At 40.0% G+C, this 22,458-nt stretch carries 20 protein-coding genes; 3 read left to right on the top strand and 17 right to left on the bottom strand.

Annotated elements, in window-relative coordinates:
• Positions 1-33 precede the first annotated feature (33 nt).
• From OCU78_RS17285 to OCU78_RS17225, 13 genes are all read right to left on the bottom strand, one after another.
• The gene (locus OCU78_RS17285) at positions 34-939 is read right to left on the bottom strand and encodes an ABC transporter substrate-binding protein (RefSeq protein ID WP_137374313.1); all 906 of its coding nucleotides are present in this window, start codon (positions 937-939) and stop codon (positions 34-36) included.
• Between the two features lie 125 nt (positions 940-1,064).
• The gene (locus tag OCU78_RS17280) at positions 1,065-1,832 is read right to left on the bottom strand and encodes an ABC transporter ATP-binding protein (RefSeq protein WP_137374314.1); all 768 of its coding nucleotides are present in this window, start codon (positions 1,830-1,832) and stop codon (positions 1,065-1,067) included.
• 81 nt (positions 1,833-1,913) lie between these two features.
• Positions 1,914-2,732, bottom strand: a complete 819-nt coding sequence (locus OCU78_RS17275; RefSeq protein ID WP_137374315.1) for a siderophore ferric iron reductase — start codon at positions 2,730-2,732, stop codon at positions 1,914-1,916.
• A gap of 179 nt (positions 2,733-2,911) precedes the next feature.
• On the bottom strand, positions 2,912-4,099 hold the full coding sequence (locus OCU78_RS17270) for a tetratricopeptide repeat protein (RefSeq protein ID WP_137374316.1): 1,188 nt from the start codon (positions 4,097-4,099) through the stop codon (positions 2,912-2,914).
• On the bottom strand, positions 4,096-4,716 hold the full coding sequence (locus OCU78_RS17265) for an energy transducer TonB (protein ID WP_137374317.1): 621 nt from the start codon (positions 4,714-4,716) through the stop codon (positions 4,096-4,098). The genes OCU78_RS17270 and OCU78_RS17265 overlap by 4 nt, the downstream gene beginning before the upstream one ends.
• A 58-nt stretch (positions 4,717-4,774) precedes the next feature.
• A complete protein-coding gene (locus OCU78_RS17260) occupies positions 4,775-5,179 on the bottom strand; it encodes an ExbD/TolR family protein (RefSeq protein ID WP_137374318.1) in 405 nt (134 codons plus the stop codon).
• On the bottom strand, positions 5,176-5,769 hold the full coding sequence (locus OCU78_RS17255) for a MotA/TolQ/ExbB proton channel family protein (RefSeq protein ID WP_137374319.1): 594 nt from the start codon (positions 5,767-5,769) through the stop codon (positions 5,176-5,178). The genes OCU78_RS17260 and OCU78_RS17255 overlap by 4 nt, the downstream gene beginning before the upstream one ends.
• Positions 5,769-7,169, bottom strand: coding sequence for a MotA/TolQ/ExbB proton channel family protein (locus OCU78_RS17250; RefSeq protein ID WP_137374320.1), 1,401 nt, complete (start codon positions 7,167-7,169; stop codon positions 5,769-5,771). The genes OCU78_RS17255 and OCU78_RS17250 overlap by 1 nt, the downstream gene beginning before the upstream one ends.
• Position 7,170: 1 nt before the next feature.
• Entirely contained in the window at positions 7,171-7,968 is a 798-nt protein-coding gene (locus OCU78_RS17245) for a DUF3450 domain-containing protein (protein ID WP_137374321.1), read from the bottom strand.
• 160 nt (positions 7,969-8,128) lie between these two features.
• Positions 8,129-10,222 carry a TonB-dependent siderophore receptor gene (locus OCU78_RS17240; RefSeq protein WP_137374322.1) on the bottom strand — a complete coding sequence of 698 codons (2,094 nt, stop codon included), beginning with the start codon at positions 10,220-10,222 and terminating at the stop codon, positions 8,129-8,131.
• Positions 10,223-10,579: 357 nt separating this feature from the next.
• Positions 10,580-11,980, bottom strand: a complete 1,401-nt coding sequence (locus OCU78_RS17235) for a histidine kinase sensor domain-containing protein (protein ID WP_137374323.1) — start codon at positions 11,978-11,980, stop codon at positions 10,580-10,582.
• A 6-nt stretch (positions 11,981-11,986) separates the two neighbouring features.
• Positions 11,987-12,652 (bottom strand): response regulator transcription factor, encoded by a 666-nt coding sequence (locus OCU78_RS17230; RefSeq protein WP_137374324.1) that lies wholly within the window; start codon positions 12,650-12,652, stop codon positions 11,987-11,989.
• Between the two features lie 81 nt (positions 12,653-12,733).
• Positions 12,734-13,207 (bottom strand): LabA-like NYN domain-containing protein, encoded by a 474-nt coding sequence (locus OCU78_RS17225; protein WP_137374325.1) that lies wholly within the window; start codon positions 13,205-13,207, stop codon positions 12,734-12,736.
• A gap of 151 nt (positions 13,208-13,358) precedes the next feature.
• Between OCU78_RS17225 and OCU78_RS17220 the strand changes: the two genes are divergently transcribed.
• Positions 13,359-13,799: a DUF4174 domain-containing protein gene (locus OCU78_RS17220; protein WP_137374326.1), complete on the top strand. Its 441-nt coding sequence runs from the start codon at positions 13,359-13,361 to the stop codon at positions 13,797-13,799.
• A gap of 63 nt (positions 13,800-13,862) precedes the next feature.
• On the opposite strand, the gene cobA is transcribed toward OCU78_RS17220, so the two are convergent.
• The 4 genes from cobA to nirB all read right to left on the bottom strand — a co-directional run bounded on the left by cobA (position 13,863) and on the right by nirB (position 18,788).
• Positions 13,863-14,636, bottom strand: coding sequence for a uroporphyrinogen-III C-methyltransferase (gene cobA, locus OCU78_RS17215; protein WP_137374327.1), 774 nt, complete (start codon positions 14,634-14,636; stop codon positions 13,863-13,865).
• Between the two features lie 295 nt (positions 14,637-14,931).
• Positions 14,932-15,747, bottom strand: a complete 816-nt coding sequence (locus OCU78_RS17210) for a formate/nitrite transporter family protein (protein WP_137374328.1) — start codon at positions 15,745-15,747, stop codon at positions 14,932-14,934.
• A gap of 143 nt (positions 15,748-15,890) precedes the next feature.
• Entirely contained in the window at positions 15,891-16,214 is a 324-nt protein-coding gene (gene nirD / locus OCU78_RS17205) for a nitrite reductase small subunit NirD (protein WP_137374329.1), read from the bottom strand.
• A gap of 15 nt (positions 16,215-16,229) precedes the next feature.
• Positions 16,230-18,788, bottom strand: a complete 2,559-nt coding sequence (gene nirB / locus OCU78_RS17200; RefSeq protein WP_137374330.1) for a nitrite reductase large subunit NirB — start codon at positions 18,786-18,788, stop codon at positions 16,230-16,232.
• A 576-nt stretch (positions 18,789-19,364) separates the two neighbouring features.
• Between nirB and OCU78_RS17195 the strand changes: the two genes are divergently transcribed.
• A complete protein-coding gene (locus OCU78_RS17195; protein WP_137374331.1) occupies positions 19,365-20,915 on the top strand; it encodes a methyl-accepting chemotaxis protein in 1,551 nt (516 codons plus the stop codon).
• A gap of 697 nt (positions 20,916-21,612) precedes the next feature.
• A complete protein-coding gene (locus OCU78_RS17190) occupies positions 21,613-22,440 on the top strand; it encodes a hypothetical protein (RefSeq protein ID WP_137374332.1) in 828 nt (275 codons plus the stop codon).
• Positions 22,441-22,458: the final 18 nt, after the last annotated feature.

Here is a 22,458-nt window from a genome sequence, read left to right as displayed (position 1 = left end):
GTGACCCAAACCAACTATGAGTGAACACATTGATCATTTGTTTGATTGATTAGTTAATTGACTAGTTATTTGGTCACTAAACCTTTGAGAGGCGATAAGCCCACCAAAAGTCCAGATAGCAGGTAATTCATAAACTGAGTCATTTCGAGTGAATTCCATTGCTTGCCATAAAGGAGACTGCAATAACTGCTTTCTTTCTACTTCTTTCAATGGACCAAATATCATCAAGTTGGTTTTTTGATGCTCAGCAACCTTCTCAATTCCTGCGGTTGTAAAGCCCCAAAGATTGGTTGGTTCATGCCAAGAGTTGGTTAAACCCATTTTTTCAATAGTGTCGTTTGCCAGCGAACCGTCACTATGAATTCGAACCGTTTTCTCATCAACGAATCGAACAAACAATAATGGCTGAGTACTATTAGCTGATTGATCTTTAATTTTCTGACCATTAGTTAATAGCTTATTTTGGGTATCACTTATAATTCGTTCTGCTTGAGTAGATTTATCCAGTAAATCACCAAGATCGCGCGTAATACTGACGGCTGAATCAAAGGGAGATTTATTACTATTATAAATTGAATAAGCTAATGTGGGTGCAATTGAATTAAGCTGCGGGTAAGCCGCCGACATTTGTTTACTTATTAAAATCACATCAGGATTCAACTTTAATAATGATTCAAAATTAGGTTCTCTTCTTGAACCAACATCTATGGCAGCGTCCCCTACTTCAGGCTCTGCTACCCAAGAGTTGTACCCTTTAATGTCTGCGACACCAATAGGCTCAATACCTAAGCTCAAAACTGTCTCTGTTAACGCCCAGTCTAATGTAACTACTCGTACTGGGGTGTATTCAAAATTTGCTGACCCAAGCTCATGACTGACTTCTTTTGCAAAAGCCGTAAAACTAAAGAAACACGCTATATAAGCAACCAATATTTTCACACTAATATCCTTTCAACAGTTGTATACCGAACCTGATTAAAATCATCATCTAAAACCAACCTTCATAAACGGATTGTTCTTAAGTTGGGTTTTCTTAAACGTATTAAGCTTCTTAAACCAAATATTTAGGCAATATAGCTGATTGTTTTTCCAGAGATGGGGTCAGTAAAAAGGGATAAATCCATCCCGTAAATTTTCTTTAGGTTATCGGTTGTCATTAATTCAGAAGGAGAACCAGAAGCGATGACTTGACCAGAGTGGAGAGCAATGAGTTCATCACTAAACTTGGCAGCCATATTGATGTCATGTAGAACCATAATTACGGTTAATCCCAAAGATTGGTTTAACTCTCTAATCAAAGATAAAAGCTCATGCTGATGCGCAACATCTAAGGCTGATGTCGGTTCATCTAAAAGAATGCATGTGCTTTGCTGGGCTAACAACATTGCTACCCAGGCACGTTGGCGTTCCCCACCAGAAAGTGTGGCTACGAATCGCTGGGAAAACTCAGTTAAGCCCACTTTATTAATGGCGTCATCGACAATTTGATAATCATTTTTACTATAACGACCAAATACCCCTTTCCATGGGTAGCGACCAAAACAAACAAGTTCACGGACAGTCACACCATCTGTCACTGGGGGGTGCTGAGGTAAATAGGCAACATTAAGTGCGAAATCTTGACTACTCAGGCTCCCTACTTCTTTTTCGTTTAATAGAACGGTTCCAGAGTAAGCTTTATTTTGACGACTGAGTAACTTCATTAATGTCGACTTTCCACAACCATTGTGACCAAGTAACGTGGTAACTTTTCCGGATTTAAACACCAAAGAGGTAGGTTTAAGAATCTTCTTTCCATCGACTTGAAACGACGCGTTAACTAATTGGTACATTGGCTCTTCTAAATTTTAGCTAAGTGCCGCGACTTTATCACATGAGAATATAAATGATAATTAATTTCATAAAGCTCTTTATTAAGATGCTTTCAACGTTACTTTCATCTCTCTATTTTCAGGTAATTTAGGGCAATCAGAACATAGTTTTCGACCTGTGCACTTATATACTAAACAACAACTCGTTCTAACTAAGTGAAGCTTACTTGTCTCTGGATTAACGCTTAGCCCTTCTAATGACTTCAATGGTAAACCAGCAGCAATAATCCAAATTTTAGCCTGCTCTAAGAAATAAGAGTTTGGAATTTCAGGCTGAAATTGTTGAAATTGAACAATGCACCCCAAGATCGCATCTGCAAAAAGGTGGTTTGTGAAACCTGGGCGAATTCGAGCCCACTCGCCGATTTCTTCTCTGTAAAAATCAAACAATAAATGTAGCTCAGTCGCCGCTATCTCAATGAGTGTGTTTTGTTCATTGATCCTGACGCCGTCATCATTAAATTGATAACCCGCGATAAACTGCTCACGAAGGTCTTGAGACATATCTTTAATCTTTGGCAAACCATGACAAGCATAAATTGATATAAAAGAAAGGTATATCGGTTGCCAACAAAGCAATCCCCAAGTGCGAGTTAACCAATAAGCTTGTTTAGCCTCAGGAGATACTGTTGCTATTGAGTCATAAAGCACTTTGATATCAGCACTGCAAGGCAAACCATAAGTGATGCTGGGCGACGAATATATTGAGGTTGGCTGGTCATTAGTTTGGCTGTTGATGGCTTCAAGTGGGCTATCAGAGTTTTCACAAGTCAATTCAATCGATTTTAAACGACCTTCCAGAAATGGAGTGACGGTTTGTGAATATTGGAAAAGAGTATCAAAGGAGAAAGTTTCACTCATGGAAATTGGCTTTTATAAATTTTTGTATAGCCTATTATAATTCATCGCTATTGAAAATGATTATCAGTCAATTTAATGGGTATTAACTAATTTAGTTAAATACAAAAGTAACCACCTGAATACAAAAAACATATTCTAAATACAAAGCAGCCACTTATAATTAAGTGGCTGCTTTGATTTTAACTGCTGGTATCAATACGTCTCAATTGAGTTAAGTATTTTATCCACCCTTTAGCTTCAGTTGAGGCTTCAATGCCTTCAGCTCTTTTGGCATGAATTAAAGCATTCTCTAATTCTTTGAGTTTGTACCACGAACGAACTTTGGCCAGTGCGACATCCGCTTGTTTTTCTTTTTGCTTAACTTTATCGAGTTCAACAAGAGCTTCTTGATAGTAGCCCTGCTGCACCATCAGCTGAGCAACATTCCAATGATACTTATCATTGTATTTAGAGGCCATTCCCCACACTTTGATCGACGTATCCCACTCTCTAGCAAGTTGCCAATAAGTTGCTTGCTCGGCAAGAAGCTGGACATCTGTATGAGCATTACTAAGTTTGCTCAACTCTTGGGCCGCGCGTTCAGGTATTCCGCGTTTAGCATATAATTGAGCAGTTAAACGACGGTCAGAGTCAGACAATTCAACGCCTTGTAAATCAGCTAAGGCTAAAGTATTTAGCGCTGCACGATTTTGATTTAGCCTAAGCTGTAAACCTACAAGCTGTCTCCACCAGTTCGTTTTTTCCGGCTGTAAAACAATCAAGGATTCTAGAGTCGGAATAGCCTGTTTCCACTGTTTAAGTTGCAGTTGCGAACCTAACTTTAAAGATAACGGAGCTAAATCAGGTTCTGGTTTCAACTTGTCGTGTTTGCTGATTGCTTTTAATACATTACTCCAGTTACCGATTTGGTATTCCGCTTGTGCTATACGCATCCACAGTAAATCCATCTTCTCAGTTTCAGGCGCGTATTGAACTAATGCGTAGTAATGAGGAAGCGCCGTTTTGAAGCGCTGCTCATTCAGTAATACATCGGCAAGCATTCTTTGAGTAATCCATGCTTGTTCATCAAGAAGCAAGCCACTATCAACGGCATAAGTCAGCTCTTTGATTGCAGATTTAGTATCACTATTGTGCCAATGATAAACACCCAACATGCGAGCAACAAAAGCTTTATCGTATTTTTTAGAAAGCTCCATGGCTGATAGTGTTTCTATAGCCTCTTTGAGTTTTTCGTCTTGAGCAAATTGACTTGCTTTTTGAACACGAATTGCGGTGTACTGACTCAACTCTTTAGCTTGCAAAGCCTTCAATGGAAATAGCGAAGGCAATAGCAATAAGCTGATAAATATCCATATTTTTTTCATCATTCTGCCAACTTAAATTCAAGTTTAACGGTTTGGCCAACCTGAGCTATTGCTTTTCCATCAATGACCTTAGGTTGATATTTCCATTTTTTTAGTGCTCTTATTGCATTCCTTTCAAACATTCTACGAGGCTTAGCGTCTGTTACTTCAATATCCACAGGGCGACCAGTTTCATCTATTGTGAATGACATCAGTACATAGCCTTCGGCACCACGTTTTAAAGCTTTTGCAGGGTATCTAGGTTCCACTCTATAGAGGGGCATTGCCTGTTGGTTTGAACCAAAATCAGAGAATGTTGGAGCGCTAATCGCCAATCCACTAATTGAAGTATTTAGATCCAATGCAGGAATTGAAGACATTGGATTAATTGGCGTAACCTCTGCTTTAGATGTAGATACTTGAGCTTCTGGTGGCGGCTCTGGTGCTTTAGGCTTTTCTGGTACAGCTCGCTGGCGTCTTTGAACTTCCTGCTCACTTTCAACCATTACCATGTTAAAACTTAATGTTTCGCTATTTTCTTGCGTTCTATGGTGACCGTTGTCCACCATCCATGCCATAAAAGAAAACAATGCAATTCCCATAGCGGCGGCAATCGGCAATGCTAGCAACAAACGAATCATTACAGACTCCCCTGTATGTTACCTATAAAGGCGGATCGAACTTTTAAATAAAAGATCATTATCGTTTCTCTGCCGCTAAAGCTATATTTTTCACGCCAGCGCCTTTAGCGGCATCCATCACTTTAACAACGGTTCCATTGTATGCATGCTCATCCGCTTGAATAACTAAGGATGCATCAGGTTGTTCTAGCAATAAATGCTCAAGTGTTGCTTGAACACGCTCAACATCGATCATGCGCTTATCAATAAAAATGTCGTTTGTCGAAGTAATAGCAACAAAAATACCCGCATCTTTTTGGCTAACAACATTAGACGCCTGAGGGCGATTTACTTCTACCCCAGACTCACGTACAAATGAACTCGTCACAATAAAGAAAATCAGCATGATAAATACGATATCAAGCATAGAAGTTAGGTCAATTTGAGCCTCTTCATTTCGGTTTTGACGTCTGCCGAGTCTCATTGTTGACTCCTTAATGATTTTTCTAATTTTAATTCTAAACGAGAGCACACCTTTGCTAAGCGTGCATGAACAAACATTCCAGCTAATGCCGCAACCATTCCCGCCATCGTAGGTAGTGTCGCTAAAGAAATGCCTGAAGCCATTAGTTTCGGATTACTACTGCCTTGCGTAGCCATCACATCAAAGACAGAAATCATTCCCGTAACCGTTCCTAATAAACCAAGCATTGGGCAAATCGCAACCAACAGCTTAATAAAGTTCAGGTTTTGGTTGAGCAACATACTCGCTTGCCCTAACCAACCTTCACGTATAGCTTTAGCATGCCAAGATGACTGGTCATTTCTAGCATGCCACTGGCTAATCCATTGTTTGCGTTGCTTTGGGAAATAGAGCGTTAGATACAATACACGCTCTACCACCAGCAGCCAGTACACCACGACAACCGCCGCTAGCCACCACAATACAAAGCCGCCCTGCTCCATAAAGTGATTTAATGAAAGCAGCCAATTACTCGTGAGCAATGCATCCGGTATTAAGCCATTTGGAATGATGGAGCTCGACAAAATTGAGCTCCCCAATGAAATACCCATTACGCAGCGGTCCCAACAGATGATAGTGAAGCTTCAGGCTGTGTTGTTTTTTCAGCTTGCTCAGCAACTAAACCAATACCCTGTTTCTCGAGAATATTACGGATATTTTCAGCTTGTGTGCTTAAAATATTATGTGCAAGTAGAAGAGGCATAGCTGCCACCAAACCAAGTACCGTTGTGATAAGCGCCATAGAGATACCGCCAGCCATAACTTTAGGATCACCATTACCAAATTGAGTAATCACTTGGAATGTTTCGATCATGCCTGTCACAGTACCAAGTAAACCAAGCATTGGAGCGAGTGCTGCTAGCAGCTTAAGCATGGACAAACCTTTCTCTAAATGAGTTTGTTCATCAACTACCGCTTCAAGTAATCTCAGCTCAAGTGCTTCTACGCTTCTATTCTGCTCTTTGTCATAAACCGCTAGTACACGACCTAATGGGTTATTTCCTGGTTGATCTGGCTTTTTAAGTTGTGAGCGGATTTTTTGACGAGCAATCGCTAGAGACACGCCACGGAAAAGAGCAATGAGGAGACCAATCGCAAGTAAACCAAGAATGACTTTACCTACAACACCACCGGCTTGAAGACGGTCTCGTAAACTTGGGGTTAATGCGAGTTGCTCAAGCATGAAACCACGAGATGGATCGATGATTATATTAGTAGTCTCACCGGCAGCTAGTGAAGAAAGAGAGCTAATAACAGGTCCGTTATCTGGCTGCTTCATGTACGCAATGGCATCATTTCGTTTGCTATCCCAACTCACGTAACCTTGCTCTGTTACTAAACCAATTGAACCTAGGCGATAAGCTTCAACTAGAGATGTATTACCATTACCATCAATAAATGAAATTTGAGCTTTACCCAACTCGCGGCTTGCAGAAATTTGCTCTGACATACTTATCCACAAACCAGTTAACTGTTCCATTGAAGGTAATGATTTGGCGTCAATGATTTGATCGACTGTGTCAGTATGAACACCTCGGTCTACACTGTTCACGGTATTATGTAATTCAGTGCCAAGCTCTTTTGCATTTTGGCGAACGACACCAAAAAGCTCACCTAAACTGCCCGTTTCTAAACGCAGTTTTTCTTCAAGACGCGCTAGCTTATTTTCGTTTTCACTGAATGCTTCAGTCAACACATCAGTTTGCTGCTGGATTGTTTTCTGTTTCACTTCCAGCTTCGTCTTTAACGCTAAAAGTTGTTTTTCTGTCTGTTTGAACTCAGCTTCTCGTTGAATATTGTGACGAGCCTGAGCCTTGTTTTCAGCAGTAGCTTTATTCGCAAGATCGGCAGATGTACTTGTTGCAGCCATTACCGGAAAAGAAAGTGAAATAGCGCATAAAAGTGCAGTAAGAGGCTTTAAAGAGAATAATGAATTTGAGTTAAAGTTCATGTTACTTCACCTCCGCAGTAATAAGAGAGACAGGTAAAGTGATTAAGCTCGGTGCAGCTTGCTGGCCTGCAATGTCATAAGCTTTATCTAAATCAGTTTTCATAGAAGGGTCTAGCTCAAGCCACTGTTTTGATGTCTGATTCCAAGACCAGTACTGGCTACCATTCAAATTACGAGCGATAAGAGAAGTGCGCCCTAAATGCAGTATGTCAGCTTCGATAATTTGTTCATTGCCTGCTTCTCCACCATTCAACGCCATACGACCTTGGTAGACGCCCAATTTGATGCCGTAATCCATTTCAATTTGGTAAGCCTCTAGAATGCGGCGGTATTTTTCTGCATCACTTACGTCGGCACGAACCATCATAGATTGAAGCTTTTCTACTCGCTCTAAACGTTGTTCTTTTTTGATTGGCATGTCTTGTTCAACAATAACATGCAACCCATCGATCATCTGATACATCAAAGGTACGACACCTTGACGTGTATATTTTATTTGATCAATTTGTGCATCGATACTTGCCGCTTCTTGATTTTGGCTATTCACAAGAGCCGCAAGGTGGTCATGATAGATTTCTAAATTTTTCACTTCTTCTTGCAATCGCTCAATCTCAGCTTTCAAGGCTAATGTTGCTTCAGAACTTTTATTGATCACTTTCTGACTGGATGCAGATGCGTTATTGGTTTTATTTTGAATAGATTGCGCTTGGTCTAGGCTATTAGCCGACGCGGTTGTCGCAATCATGCCACCACTGATAAGAATAACTTGAAGCGCTAGGCTCGTTTTTAAAAAGTTCATAGTTGTAGTCAATTACTTTAGAAGAAGAGATTCATATGAAGTTTATTGATAACCACTCTCATTATCAATAACATCCTTAATTTAATATCATATTTTATTGATGTAGCACAATCACAAAAGGGGAAAGCATTGCTCTCCCCTATCATTTCATTACTAAGTATTAATATTTAACTTGTAAAGTTGCCATGTAGTTACGACCTTCGCCAAGAACAACATTTTTAGCACCTTCGTAATTACTACTTGTTGAACCACCACCTGCTTGGTATTCCGTATCAAATACATTTTCAATATTGATACGTGCAATGATGTCAAAATTTTCATCGTATTTATGAGTATAAGCTGCGCCCATATCTACACGAGTATAACCGTCTTTTTTGAATGTATTTGCTGCGTCTCCGTAGCGCTCACCTTCATAAATAAGACCAAGATTCACATCAGTGTTGTTAACCACTTCATATGTTGACCAAAGGCTTGCAGATAATTCAGGAACATCCGCTGGTTGGTTACCTTGGTAAGTCTTATCTTTCGTGATTTCAGCATCAAGATACATTGTAGAAGCCGATAGAGAGAAGCTATCAGTTACGAAGCCTTGCACTGTAACCTCAACACCACGGTGTTTCTGCTCACCGCCTTGAGTTTTGTCATAAAGCGTATCGCCATTCCCGTCTAAACCGGCTTCAACATCAAGAGCCACATTTTCTTTGGTGATATCAAACAGTGCACCGCTTACGAATAGGCGCTCATCCAATAGCTCCCATTTAGTACCGATTTCGTAAGAAATACCGCGTTCAGCGTCAAGTTCTTCGCCATCGTTAACGTACTGATCACCATTCACAGCACCAATTGGCATGAAGCTTTCAGAGTATTGTACGTATACAGAGCCATTTTCAGCAGGGTGGTAAATCACACCTAGTTTTGGAGACACTTGGTTTTCTGTCAAATCATCTGTTTTCTTCTCATCAAAACGTAAACCAGCTAGCACTTGCCATTGGTCGTTGATTGTCATCATGTTTTGTAAGTAAACACCGTATGTTTTGTAGTCAGACTCAGACTCTCTTACACGACCTGAATAACCAGGTTTACCTACAGTTTCTCCAGGAGCAACAGAAACAGAGTTGTAATAAGCTTGATGACGATCGTATGAGTAATCGAGCCAGTTACCACCTACAAGTAGTGTGTTCTCAGTACCTAGCAATTCAAAGTCTTTAGTTACATCTAAGTAAGCCGTATCAAAAACCCACTTATCTGTACGTTCATTACCTGAGTGCTTGATAAGACCAGTTTGCTCATAATCATTAAAGTTAGGGTACGACTCCACATCAAAACGTTCGAAGTTTTGACGGTTGTAGCCTGCATTTAATGAAATAGTGTCTGTAATTGCAGCATCAATTGAAACACCGTAGTTCTCAACATCATTTTCAATTTCTGACCATTCCGCATCCCAGATGTATTTGTCGCCAAGTACAGGCTTACCATTTACAATGTAGGCACCGGAATCTACGCTGCCGTGATCTTCTGTTCTATCATAATGAGCAGAGATCATCACTTTGTCATTGATATCATATTCAACGAATAGACCACCCACTAATCTATCTGTTTCTGGCTCACTTCCATCACCATATGAACGGTATGAACCATAAGTTTCTTTAGATAAAATAGCGCGAGCTCTTAGTGTTTCAGCTTCGTTCAGTGAGCCACTTACATCAACAGTAGTACGGAAATGATCATCAGAGCCCATATCTTGGCTTAATGACATTTGAGTGTTTGATGTAGGCTTCTTCGTTACCATATTGACTAAGCCACCCGGCTCAGATTTGCCGTATAGCAATCCTGATGGACCTTTTAGAACTTCAACTCGCTCTAGTAATTCAATTGGCTGGCGGTAGTGAGACCAATGTTGACGCCCATCTCTTAAAAAACCATCTGAGCTGCTTAATTCAAAGCCACGAAGTGAGAAACGCTCACGGTTACGGCTTGTACCACCAGCACTAACACTAGCGTCATTTTGTAATACTTCACCCAACGTACTTGCACGTTGTTCATCAATGATTTGTTCATCAATAACGGATACTTGTCCAGGAGTCTCTAACTGAGTCGCCTCCATGCGCATAGCTGTAGTGTTCGTGTCGGCTTTATAACCGTAGTCACGACCTTCTACAACCATATGTTCGTCTGCTTTTGTTGTCTCTGCTTGTACAACTGATGAGGCTAATACTGCGCCTATCACTAAAGCCAATGGGCTCTTTGAAAACATGTCCTTTCTCCGACTTTTCTTTTTGTTCAGGCTGCTTTATTTATTGTGAGTGAATCTCACTATTTAATGACTAACCTGATAAACCGTTTCCGGTACCACTTGATAATTCGGACGCAAATATAAGTGATAACTATTACTATTTGCATTAAATTTACATTCTTTGCATTCGTAAAGTTATGTAAATTTTCTGACATGAAATCTAACAACATACTGACAAGTAAAAAAAGCACCAATATCGGCGCTTTTAGAGTGTTTAAACAATGATTTTCGACCATTTCAGCAATGTCATTCAATTGCTGGTGTTGTTCAATTTTCGATACTTTTAAATAATGCAATATTTTTCAAGTACCACATTGTTTAACTTGGATTTTTGTTTAGTTTCATAGGGAAAAGCAGATTGACCTTCAAACCGCCTTGACTTCGGTTTTCGGCTACGACTAACCCATTCATCACTAACATCGCTTCTTTAACGATTGCAAGACCAAGACCGTACCCTCCCGATTGTTTATCTCGAGCAGATTCTAATCGGGTAAAGGGATCGAATATGTCGACAAGCTTACTCTCAGAGATACCGGGACCGTCATCTTCAACAGAAATCACTCGATAGACTTTGTCTAATTCTATTTCATGAGTTAAAACGACAATATTGGCATCTTCACCTGCGTACTTAATCGCATTTCCTATAACGTTACTTAAAGCCCTTAATACTAACCTTTCATCTAAAGCGACCTCTGATAAATCGGTCGATAGGTCAGTTTTTAAAGTCTGTCCTGTTTTAAGGTCTGGTTGCATCTGCTCTACTTGCATTGAACAATACTGTTCGACGTGCATGAATTTGAGCTTGGCGTCATAACGAGAGTTCTCTAAACGGCTAAATTCTAAAATTTCACCAACTAGATTATTCATTTCTTCTGTTTCGTTTTCTAAGCGATCCAATAAATGATGAGAGTCTTCATTTATCTTCCGCCTTAGAAGGTGAAGTGCTAAGTTTTGCCTTGCCAAAGGCGTTCTCAGTTCATGTGAGACATCACGGATCAGCCGACGTTGCTTTTCCGCCAGAGAATGTATTTCATTGGTCATGTGATCAAAATCATTGGCAAGTTCATTAAACTCTCGCGTTTTAGAGTTCAATTCTGAAACCACACTAACAGAGAAGTCACCTTGCGCTAAGCGTCGGCTTGCCTCTCTTAATCGTCCTAAAGGCTGTTGTAAACTTCTCGCCATAATGATCGAAAATAAAGTTAGGATAATAAGTGCGATCAATGCTTTTATGAGTGAGAAATACAAAGCAAAGTTTTGTGCTGGATGTACTTGGTGTGGGAGTTGTACCACAAGGGTATTCCCTTCAATAAGTGGGATCCCAAAGATAGGTTTACTGACTCTTGCCCCTAACTGATGATCTAAAGTACGTAAAAACCGTAGCTTAAATTCGAAGTGTGGATGCATGTCTCTGTGGGTTATTGGTCGACCTTCCTTATCCAATACGAATAAGTAATAATCTTGTGCATTCCCCCAGTCAGCGAGTTCATCCATATCGCCATCTTCTATCAAAACGTTCGCTTGGTAAGCTAAATCAAGCATTTCTTCTTTGACTGTTTCGGGCACTTTCAGTAATGCTTTCATCAAAGCCTTTTCGGCCAACCCTTGAAGAATAAGTATGCTGACTAAGATCACGGTGAGATAGCTGAATAACTGAAATGTTAACCCATCTTTTCTTTTGGCGATAAAATTGGGGCAACGAAAGTAAGAAGATACCATTAAGAGTTATGCTCCTACCGTTTCTAGGTAGCTGTAACCTTTCCCACGAACTGTTTTGATGTGTTGCTTTGACAACCCAGCTTGAACTAACTTTCGACGAATATTACTGATATGCATATCTAAGTTTCGATCAAATGGGCATAATTCCTTCTTCAGTACTCTCACTTGTAAATCTGATTTAGATACAACAACGCCATTGTTTTTGATTAAAAAGTCTAAAAGTTCTTGCTCAGTTCCTGTCAGAGGAAGCCGTGATAACTGTTCGTTTAATCCCTGATTCGTTGTCGCAAGAGATTGCCTTTGGCGCTCAAAAGCAACGCGTCGAAGGATCACTTTAATACGTGTAAGTAATTCAGGCACTTTGAATGGTTTGGCAATGTACTGATCAGCACCAGCTTGATAGCCATCAAGCATAGATGCTTCATCGTTTAAAGCCGTTAGCATTAAGATAGGCGTCGCGAATCGCTGACAAATGCGACGTGCAACCTGAAGGCCGCTGAGGTTTGGTAGCATTACGTCAAGTAAAACTAAATCCACAGGGTTGCTTTGAATGAATTGAAGGGCACTTTCACCACAATGCACTGTATCGACGTGATACCCTTCTTCTTCTAAAACTTCACTCAATAATTCACATAATTGAATATCATCATCAACAACTAAAACGCGGGACATTGTCATTTACCATATAAATAATAATGGTTTGCATTTTAATTATCATTAATATTAAATCAATTGATAAATGTGATATAGCCGCTATAAAAGTAAGTCTTTCTCAATTGGTATAAATCTTGAGGCTGAATCGATTAAATTCTGGGCGGTTAAACCAGGAACACCATAGACTTCTACAGGTTTGTTGAAACGCTCTTTAATTCGTTCTACTAAAATTTCGAAGTCACCATCACCAGATACCAGCACAATAACATCAGCCTGCTCTGCTAATTCAATCGCATCAAGTGCGATACCAACATCCCAATCACCTTTTGCGCTTCCATCACGGCGTTGGATAAAAGGCTTCAGTTTCACATCAAACCCGACTCCACGCAAAATATGGTGGAACTGGCGTTGTTTAGGATCCTGACTCGAAATTGCATATGCATGAGCGGCAACAACGTCACGTCCTTCCGTTGCCACATACCAAAATTGGTTGTAATCAAAATTGCTGCGGTATTTATCACGAGTGGTGTAATAAACGTTTTGCACATCTACTAAAATTGCTACTTTTTCCATTTTATTCTTATGCCTTTAATCGAGTGTGACTACACTATTCTATTCATCTCAAAATTGCGAGTAGCTTTCGCTAATGTGGCATCCATGAACAATATTGAACCTATTAGCTACACTTAACGTATATCTACTTTTAGTTTATTGAGGCTAGATTATGGTTAAGTTCATGCTCGCTCTATTGGTGGTCAGCCTTTATGCAGGTCAAGCCAACAGTTACCCTGCTTACGGGCACTACTTGGAACATAGAAGTGTTATCTATTTTGCTCCCAGCCAAGATTCAATGGTGAAATCATTTCTTAAAGGCGTTCTCATCAATAATTGCCAGCTCAAAGAGCGTGACATTGTAACCATTGTAATTACGGAAGATGGATACACTGTTCCTCAGTGGTTCGACGAAGCATTCAACATTGAATCTGTTGCGAACATTTACCAAATTCCGGAAGGCTCACATACTGCAATTTTGATAGGTAAAGATGGAGAAGAAAAGCACAGATGGGATGGAGAAACTAATTGGCAGGGTTTAACTGATTTAATCGATGAAATGCCAATGAGGAAACAAGAAATGCAGCGACGTGCTAGCCACTGCAATATTTGAGTTTAATCTTGTTATCTTAACTTGAACTGTCACTAGGCAACTTTAGCTAAAAAGTGTCGCTATTTATTGCTCATTAAACCAAGCCAGTTTTTCATGAAGTTGAGCCACACTTCCAACAACGATCAGAGCTGGGCTTTTAGCTTGTGCAGCTAGGTTTGATAAATCTTGTAGACCGCCTCGATAAACCTTTTGTTCTTTGCGTGTTCCATTTTCAATAATGGCAACAGGCATATCAGCACGCATACCATTATCCAGCAAATTTTTCTGAATATTAGGGCTTTCTTTTAGCCCCATATAGAACACGATAGTGTGATTATGTTGAGCAAGAGAGCGCCAATCAATATCTTCACCGTCCTTCTTCAGGTGGCCAGTAATGAATTGAACACTTTGAGCGTGGTCACGATGTGTTAATGGGATTCCCGCATACGCAGTAGCACCTGCGGCAGCAGTAATACCAGGTACAACTTCAAATCTCACATTGTTTTCTGCTAGAGTTTCACACTCTTCCCCACCACGACCAAAGATGAATGAGTCTCCACCTTTTAAGCGGACAACCAGCTTATTCTCTTGTGCTTTAGTCACTAGCAATTGATTGATTTGATCTTGTGGTACACAGTGATGATCGAGTTTTTTTCCCACATATAGCATCTCTGCATCTGAGTTAGCCATGGCTAATATATCTTTCGATACTAAGCGATCATAAACCACCACATCAGCTTGTTGAATAACACGTGCGGCTTTTAATGTGAGGAGGTCTGGGTCACCCGGACCTGCACCTACTAATGAAACAAATCCTTTGCTTACTTCTTTAACATTCGATGACGATACTTCTGACATGCTGCGCTCCGAAGGTTTGCTTGTTTTATATCAAGCTTTAATCTATGCGATAAGCCGCTGTATTCTTTACGGCTTATCCAAATCCTTAACACTTAGATTATCAGTTGTTGAAATAAATATTCTGACTAAATACTAACTAAGATAGAAATATTTATAACAAAACAATCTATTGCGGGAATTTCGTTCAATGTAAATGAACTCATCTGCCTAATTGGGATGACCTAAACTAAAAAGCCCCAAACACTTTGTTGGGGCTTTTAATCTCATACTAAATTACGTTTCACCGTATTCAGAATTACTTAGCGTCTAAAGAAGGAGCAGTCTTAGCATGAGTTAGGTATAGAGGAATACATGTGAACAGTAGACCACCAACAATGTTACCTAGGATTGTTGGGATAAGGTTGAAGTTCAACCATGTCGCGATACCGAAATCAGCGCCTAGAATCATGCCCAGTGGGAATAGGAACATGTTTACTACTGTGTGCTCAAATACCAGTGCAAAGAAGATGAAGATTGGGAACCACATCATTGCTACGCGACCAGTAACTGTACGTGCCGTCATGTTACCAATCACACCTAGGCAAACCATTAAGTTACAGAAAATACCGCGAACGAAACAAGTAATCCATCCGTCCATTCCCATATTTTCAAAACCTAAACTACGCCCCGTAGATACAGCAATGAACTTTTGAGCAACTGCGTTTGGCTCTAAAGAAAAGTTACCCGTTAGTGAAATCGCAACTAGGAAAGCAACAATAAGAGAACCAATAAGGTTACCAAGACCAACGATACCCCAACAGCGTAAGATACGACCCCAAGTAATACCAGGGCGGTTATCAAATTTAGCTAAAGGTGCAAGACCAAATACGCCTGTTACTAGGTCGTAGCCCATAACACTCAAGATTACGAAACCCACTGGGAACACTAGTGCGCCCACAATGCCAATGCCTGTTTGTACGATGGTTGTAATAGCAACAACAACCGCTAGAGAAAGAATGATACCAGCCATTGTGCTTCGAATCAGAAGATCGCGAGTACTTGTTTTAGTTTTTGCTTCACCCACATCAATCATGGTTTGAACGAATTCAGCTGGTTTGAAATCAGGAGACATAAAATTGTCCTTAAAAGTTAAATTTAAAAGTTAAAATCGGATAGGAAAAGGTTCTAATTGCCGAACTAAGGCAATATCGGGAACTAGAACCCTTGAACTATCGAATCTTAAACTGGCTCAACTTAAGCAAAGCCGAATTTTGATTATGCTGAGATTTCAACAGCACCTTTAGTTACACGAGCTTTATACGCTTTAACGCTAAACTGCTCGTCTTCCATGCACACACCTGTTGCTAGGTTAAAGCGTTGCTTTTTAAGTGGGCTTGCCACCCAAAGCTCCCCTTTGTGCTCAACCGTTAAACCGCGAGATAAAACGTTTGATTGAAAGAATGGGTCTGTATTACTAATTGCAAACACTTCTTCCGCTTTGGTTGGACGGAAGATTGCTACTTGCTCACCAGCAACCAACGCACATACACCCGTACCTGGAACAATGTCTTCGATCTTACAAACTTTGGTAAATGCCATGATGTCGTCTCCCAATTAAACCAGTTCAACGTGAAGGATATCGCCCTTCGCTTCTGGGTGTTTTTCTGTAAATGTTGCAGGGCGGTGTTGTTCACGACCATCTTCAACAAATACTACGTTGTCATCACGGTCATCAGCATTGATGAAGTGCGAGAAGCGTTTAAGTTGAGCTTCGTCGTTAATCGTGTCGGTCCATTCGCAAGCGAAATTACCCACTAGAGCAGCTACGTCCGCTTCAAGTTGATCATTGATGCCAAGTTTGTTGTCTACAATCACTTCACGTAAGTAATCCACGCCACCTTCTAGGTTGTCCATCCATACTGATGTACGTTGTAGTGGAGCAGCCGTACGAATGTAGAACATCATGAAGCGGTCAATGTATTTCAATAATGTTTCTTGGTCTAAGTCACTTGCAAGTAAATCTGCATGACGAGGCTTCATACCACCGTTACCACAAACGTACATGTTCCAACCTGCGTCAGTCGCGATAATACCTAAGTCTTTACCTTGAGCTTCAGCACACTCACGAGTACAGCCAGATACACCGAACTTCATCTTATGAGGAGTACGGATACCTTTGTAGCGGTTCTCAATCATCACGCCTAGACCAACAGAATCTTGAACACCGTAACGACACCAAGTTGAACCTACACATGTCTTCGCCATACGCAGTGCTTTAGCGTAAGCTTGACCAGTTTCGTAACCTGCTGCGATTAACTTTTTCCAGATTGCTGGTAAGTCATCTTTTTGAGCACCAAATAGACCAATGCGTTGTGCACCAGTGATCTTCGTATACAGATTGTATTCAGCCGCAACATCAGCAAGCACGCTCAGAGCTTGAGGCGTTACTTCACCACCAGCCATACGAGGAATAACTGAGTAAGTACCATCTTTTTGGATATTACCTAGGAAGTTGTCATTGGTATCATGAAGCTTCACTAGCTCAGGTTTAAGGATGTGTTCACCCCAGCAAGAAGCAAGAATAGAACCCGCTAGAGGTTTACATACTTCACAGCCGTAACCCTTGCCGTATTTTTCTAACAGCTCATCGAATGTTTTGATTTCTTCAATACGAATCAAGTGGAAAAGCTCTTGGCGAGAATAAGCAAAGTGCTCACATACGTCGCTCTTAACTTCCACACCAGCTTTAGCAAGTTCAGCGTTTAATACTGAAGTCACAAGTGGAATACAACCACCACAACCCGTGCCTGCGCCAGTCACTGCTTTGATATCACCAATGGTATGGTGACCTTCAGCTACAGCTTGAGCAATTTTGCCTTTAGTCACGTCGAAACAAGAACAAATAACAGCAGTTTCTGGTAACGAGTCAGCGCCAAGCGTTGGTTTTTCACCACCAGCGTGCGCTGGAAGAATCAATGCATCTGGGTGTTCTGGTAGATCAATCTCGTTCAACATAAGTTGAAGAAGGTCGCCGTAGTCAGAAGTATCGCCAACCATTACAGCGCCAAGAAGCTTCTTGTTGTCTTCAGAAACAATTAGGCGTTTGTAAACCTCTTGCTCTTCGTTTTGGTAAACGTAGCTCTTACAGCCAGGTGTACGACCGTTCGCATCACCGATTGAACCTACTTTTACGCCTAGAAGCTTCAGCTTCGCAGACATGTCAGCACCTTCAAACGTGCTTTCGTTACCAACAACGTGGTCAACCGCTACTGTCGCCATCTTGTAACCAGGAGCCACTAGCCCGTAAAACGTTTGGTTCCAAGACGCACACTCACCGATAGCGTAGATATCTTTATCTGTCGTTTGACAGTGATCGTTAATCTCGATACCACCGCGAGGGGCAATACCTAGACCCATTTGACGAGCAAGTTTGTCTTGTGGGCGAATACCTGCAGAGAATACGATAAAATCAGTTTCTAATTCTGTACCGTCTGCAAAACGCATAACGTTACGAGCTTCTGTGCCTTCAGGAGCAATCTCAAGCGTGTTCTTACTTGTATGAACGTTTACGCCCATACGTTCGATTTTCTGACGAAGCTGATTACCACCTGCCAAGTCAAGTTGTTCAGCCATCAACTTAGGAGCAAACTCAACAACATGAGTCGTTACGCCAAGCGCTTTTAGTGCACCAGCAGCTTCAAGACCAAGTAAACCACCACCAACAACAACACCAGATTTAGAGTTTTTAGCGGTTGCTTCGATCGCTTTCAAATCTTCGATTGTGCGGTATACAAAACAATCTTTTCCTTCATGCCCTTTAATAGGCGGTACAAATGGGAAAGAACCAGTTGCAAGAATCAGTTTGTCGTATTGAATTTCACGACCAGTGCTTGAGTAAACTGTTTTCTTTTCACGGTTAACGTTAATTGCACGTTCACCGATTAGCATGTTGATGCCGTGTTTCTCGTAGAAGCCTTCTTTAACTAAAGAAAGTTCGTCCGCAGTATGGTGTGAAAAATATGAAGAAAGGTGTACACGATCGTAAGCTACACGTGGCTCTTCACAGAATACTGTGATGTCCATGTTAGCTACATCTGTCTTCTCTACTAAATCTTCGATATAGCGATGACCGACCATCCCGTTACCGATTACGACTAGCTTCATCTTGCTCATAAGAATTCCTGAAGGTTATATATTTCTTAACTGAGCGAATAATGAATTATGAAAGAAAATGAAAATATGATGTAAATCAATTACGAAAACAAACTACCCTAAAGGGGTAGAACAAAAGAGGTAGAAGCGTTCAAAAAAGAGGCAAAGCAAACGAATAACCTCAGTTATATTGGGGTTTAAGGGTGTTTTATGAGATTAAAGCCTAGAAGAGAAATGTTGTAATCTTTCAAAACAGACTACATAAACAACATTCAAATGACAATGATTTTTATTTAGATTAACGAAAATTAATAAGCAGCTTGATAAAACTCACTTTGTAGAAGAATAAGTCAAAATATATCGATTAATTCGTAATTCGCCTACCCATCCAAATTATTTTGACCATAAACAACATTTCGACCCGTTAAGATTGAGAGGCTGATTCCAAAAATTTGACAGGTTTCGATCACGAAAACTTATTTTGCACCTATTCATTTCGTGAATATAAAAATCAAATTGATTTCAATCATATAGAGACATGAACTCGTATGATATTTCTGCGTCGTTTTTAACCATTAAAAGAAAAGTGAAGTTAGGATGACGACAGATAACACAGCCAACAAAGATTTCCCTCCAGCTGCCAATTTAATATCTACTACTGACCCCGACAGTTATGTCACTTATGCAAATGATGATTTTTGTTCTATTGCAGGGTATCAAGAGAGTGAGCTACTAGGTAAAGCCCATAATCTTGTTAGACACTCTGATATGCCTAAATCAGCTTTTAAACAGATGTGGTCATATTTAAATGCTGGAAAAAGCTGGATGGGGCTTGTTAAAAACAAATGTAAGGAAAATGAACATTATTGGGTCTCAGCTTTTGTCACGCCAATAAGAGATGAACAGGGCAATATTATTGAGTTCCAGTCGGTGCGTTCAAAGCCTTCATCGGATCAGGTGGATCGAGCGGAAACTTTATATTCTCGCCTCAGAAATAATCTCTCAACCTCAACTAAACGCATCTCATACCTAAAGCTGATCATCGGACTAACGATTTTGAATGTCACTTTGGTCCCTTCCCTATTCATCTTCGTAAACCAATTAACTGGGTTAGCATCATTTTTTGCTTGTAATCTTTTACTCGCAGCCTGTTTAACTCGTTTTGTTGCTAGGCTAAGACATATCTCCACTTTATCTAAACAAACGTATGATAATGAGTTAATGGAAAGACCATACACTGGTTTCCAAGATGACTTTTCTCAAATCCAACTTGCTTTAATGATGAAATCAGCACAACTTCGTGCTGTATCAGCACGAGCGGAAGATACTGCATCTAAAATACTTCAATCTGCTGAAGATGAGTTCGCAACGATACAAACGATAGATACAAGCATTGATCAACAATGCCTAGAAACCGAACAAGTAGCCACTGCAATTGAAGAGTTAACCTATTCAATTAATGAAGTTTCAACCAGTGCAACTTCATCCTCTACACTGACTTCAGAAGCCAGTAATAAATCAAAAGAAGGGCTTCAAAGCATCACCGAAACCATCCAAGCGGTAGATTCACTTGCTTTAGAATTAGAAGAATCGAAAAATGTGATTTATCAACTAGCACAAGATAGCAAAAAGATTGATAGCATTTTGGATGTCATCAGTGCAATTTCTGATCAAACCAATTTACTTGCATTAAATGCTGCTATTGAGGCCGCACGTGCAGGTGAAGCAGGTCGAGGCTTTGCGGTAGTAGCCGATGAAGTAAGAAACTTAGCATCTAAAACGGGTTCTTCAGCAAGTGAAATTCATTTAATGATTAGTCAGCTTCAGTCTACAGCAGATAATGCAGTACAAACCATGCAGAAAGGAAGTGAGTTGTCTGTTCAATGTAAACAGCGTGCAGACAGCACAGGGCAATTGTTAACAGACATATATAAGCGCCTAGATGAAGTCGCTGATAGTAGCCACCAAATAGCAGCAGCCGTTGATCAACAGTCAACAGTGACAAAAGAAATCAATACTAATATCACTCGAATTCGTTCTCTTGCCTCTTCTACATCAGAAACATCATCATTATCCATTGATAGAACTCGAAAGCTTGTTGATGATATCGAGCAATTACGAAGACTTATGAATCAATTTAGAAGCTAATCAATTACGTTAATTGGCTGCGAAATAAGGTTATTGATGGTGAATAAGGTGTGTTAAGTGCGAGTTTAGTTGACAATAAATTAAGGCTAATGACCAACGAATATAGATTAACCTCTCGATTCAATTTAACAAAACTTTATCATTGCTGAAATTAGCGCAATACCATATAAAAACAGCGATCAATTTATTATTGATCGTTGTTTTTATCAATACTTAATTATTAATAGAAATAAAGATTAACTATTACTTAAGTAACTATTAAATTAATTTTCGCTAATGTTAGCCGTCCACATTCCCTTCCATAATAATGCGTAAATACGTGTCTAAAATATCACCAATTCAATTTATAAGTGTGTTGATGCTTAATTTAATAATAGATTGAGACAAAACAGCACCCAATCATTCATAAAAACCATAATCCATATAAAAGGTAACCGTTAAATCTATCTTTATAGTAACAAGCAACATAAAGCACCAACCTATAAGAACCAGGTGAAACATAGTAAATAACGCGACAAATAATTGGTTTCATCATATAAGACTAATGAATCAATCAGGTGGTACTTTCTAAATAGGATTATCAAGGACTCTCTAGACCGATTATTATCTATTCCCTCAATTAAGAGCAGTGATAAAAAAGTTCGTAACGCATGGAGCGGAAACGAATGGAACGATCTACACAGGGAATGGGCACATCATGAAACTCAATACACTCAGTTGCATTATTGCGTCAGCTTTAATGTCAACCGCCCTTCATGCCGAAGAAATATCAAATACAGAAATAGAAGAGAGCCAACTTCAAACTTGGGAACTTTCTTTAGGTCTCGATTACAGCAGAAATGGTTATGAAGACAGTAGCCATTTATCTGATCGAAACCTTTCTGCTAACGCGTCAATTATTTATAACTATGATCCAGATGTATATTTTACAGCCAACTTTTCTGGTTATCACAGCTATGACGATTTACGCGGTGATTATTGGGATGATATATGGCTAACTGCAACTAAGAAAAACTTATGGGAACCAACCGATTATATTTCTATGGCTGTTGGCTCTCGAATTCTTATTCCAGTTTCTGACCTATCTAAACAAACAGATCTTCAGACTGCAATTCGAGGTGATATTAAATTCACCATCGAATTAGACAATATATTAGAAGGCCTTCAAATAAGCGATGCCGTTCGCTTAAGAAAGAACTTTCATAAATATACAACGGTTGGAAGTTTACCTTTAGAAGAGTACCGCCTAAGCAATGCTTTCGCTATCGACTACTCGGTAAATGATTGGTTCTTCAATATCAACTTTGTTAGTTCAACTTCTTGGAGTTATAGAGGCACTAGCTACTCGCCAAAACTGACTCACGCAACAGAAATTGGCTACCAATTTACGGACAATTTTAGTAGTGCTTTGGGAATGACCAATAGCGCCACTTATTATGATCCGGATAGAGGTCCAAGCCCGTTAAACACTCTGTTTGATCTAAAAAACCCGACCTATTACCTCACGTTAAATTATAACTATTAACCCGATCTCAAGGTGAAA

This window comes from Vibrio gallaecicus (assembly GCF_024347495.1).
GTDB lineage: Bacteria > Pseudomonadota > Gammaproteobacteria > Enterobacterales > Vibrionaceae > Vibrio > Vibrio gallaecicus.
This window is presented reverse-complemented; position numbering and strand designations above follow the sequence as displayed.

Excerpts from the sequence above, each read along its gene's own strand:
- OCU78_RS17275 (WP_137374315.1), bottom strand. The coding sequence starts at position 2,732 with ATGAGTGAAACTTTCTCCTTTGATACTCTTTTCCAATATTCACAAACC.
- OCU78_RS17190 (WP_137374332.1), top strand. The coding sequence starts at position 21,613 with ATGAAACTCAATACACTCAGTTGCATTATTGCGTCAGCTTTAATGTCA.
- OCU78_RS17220 (WP_137374326.1), top strand. The coding sequence starts at position 13,359 with ATGGTTAAGTTCATGCTCGCTCTATTGGTGGTCAGCCTTTATGCAGGT.
- cobA (WP_137374327.1), bottom strand. The coding sequence starts at position 14,636 with ATGTCAGAAGTATCGTCATCGAATGTTAAAGAAGTAAGCAAAGGATTT.
- OCU78_RS17245 (WP_137374321.1), bottom strand. The coding sequence starts at position 7,968 with ATGAACTTTTTAAAAACGAGCCTAGCGCTTCAAGTTATTCTTATCAGT.
- OCU78_RS17270 (WP_137374316.1), bottom strand. The coding sequence starts at position 4,099 with ATGATGAAAAAAATATGGATATTTATCAGCTTATTGCTATTGCCTTCG.
- OCU78_RS17195 (WP_137374331.1), top strand. The coding sequence starts at position 19,365 with ATGACGACAGATAACACAGCCAACAAAGATTTCCCTCCAGCTGCCAAT.
- OCU78_RS17225 (WP_137374325.1), bottom strand. The coding sequence starts at position 13,207 with ATGGAAAAAGTAGCAATTTTAGTAGATGTGCAAAACGTTTATTACACC.
- OCU78_RS17210 (WP_137374328.1), bottom strand. The coding sequence starts at position 15,747 with ATGTCTCCTGATTTCAAACCAGCTGAATTCGTTCAAACCATGATTGAT.
- OCU78_RS17250 (WP_137374320.1), bottom strand. The coding sequence starts at position 7,169 with ATGAACTTTAACTCAAATTCATTATTCTCTTTAAAGCCTCTTACTGCA.
- OCU78_RS17230 (WP_137374324.1), bottom strand. The coding sequence starts at position 12,652 with ATGTCCCGCGTTTTAGTTGTTGATGATGATATTCAATTATGTGAATTA.
- OCU78_RS17265 (WP_137374317.1), bottom strand. The coding sequence starts at position 4,716 with ATGATTCGTTTGTTGCTAGCATTGCCGATTGCCGCCGCTATGGGAATT.
- OCU78_RS17260 (WP_137374318.1), bottom strand. The coding sequence starts at position 5,179 with ATGAGACTCGGCAGACGTCAAAACCGAAATGAAGAGGCTCAAATTGAC.
- OCU78_RS17240 (WP_137374322.1), bottom strand. The coding sequence starts at position 10,222 with ATGTTTTCAAAGAGCCCATTGGCTTTAGTGATAGGCGCAGTATTAGCC.
- nirB (WP_137374330.1), bottom strand. The coding sequence starts at position 18,788 with ATGAGCAAGATGAAGCTAGTCGTAATCGGTAACGGGATGGTCGGTCAT.
- OCU78_RS17280 (WP_137374314.1), bottom strand. The coding sequence starts at position 1,832 with ATGTACCAATTAGTTAACGCGTCGTTTCAAGTCGATGGAAAGAAGATT.
- OCU78_RS17235 (WP_137374323.1), bottom strand. The coding sequence starts at position 11,980 with ATGGTATCTTCTTACTTTCGTTGCCCCAATTTTATCGCCAAAAGAAAA.
- nirD (WP_137374329.1), bottom strand. The coding sequence starts at position 16,214 with ATGGCATTTACCAAAGTTTGTAAGATCGAAGACATTGTTCCAGGTACG.
- OCU78_RS17255 (WP_137374319.1), bottom strand. The coding sequence starts at position 5,769 with ATGGGTATTTCATTGGGGAGCTCAATTTTGTCGAGCTCCATCATTCCA.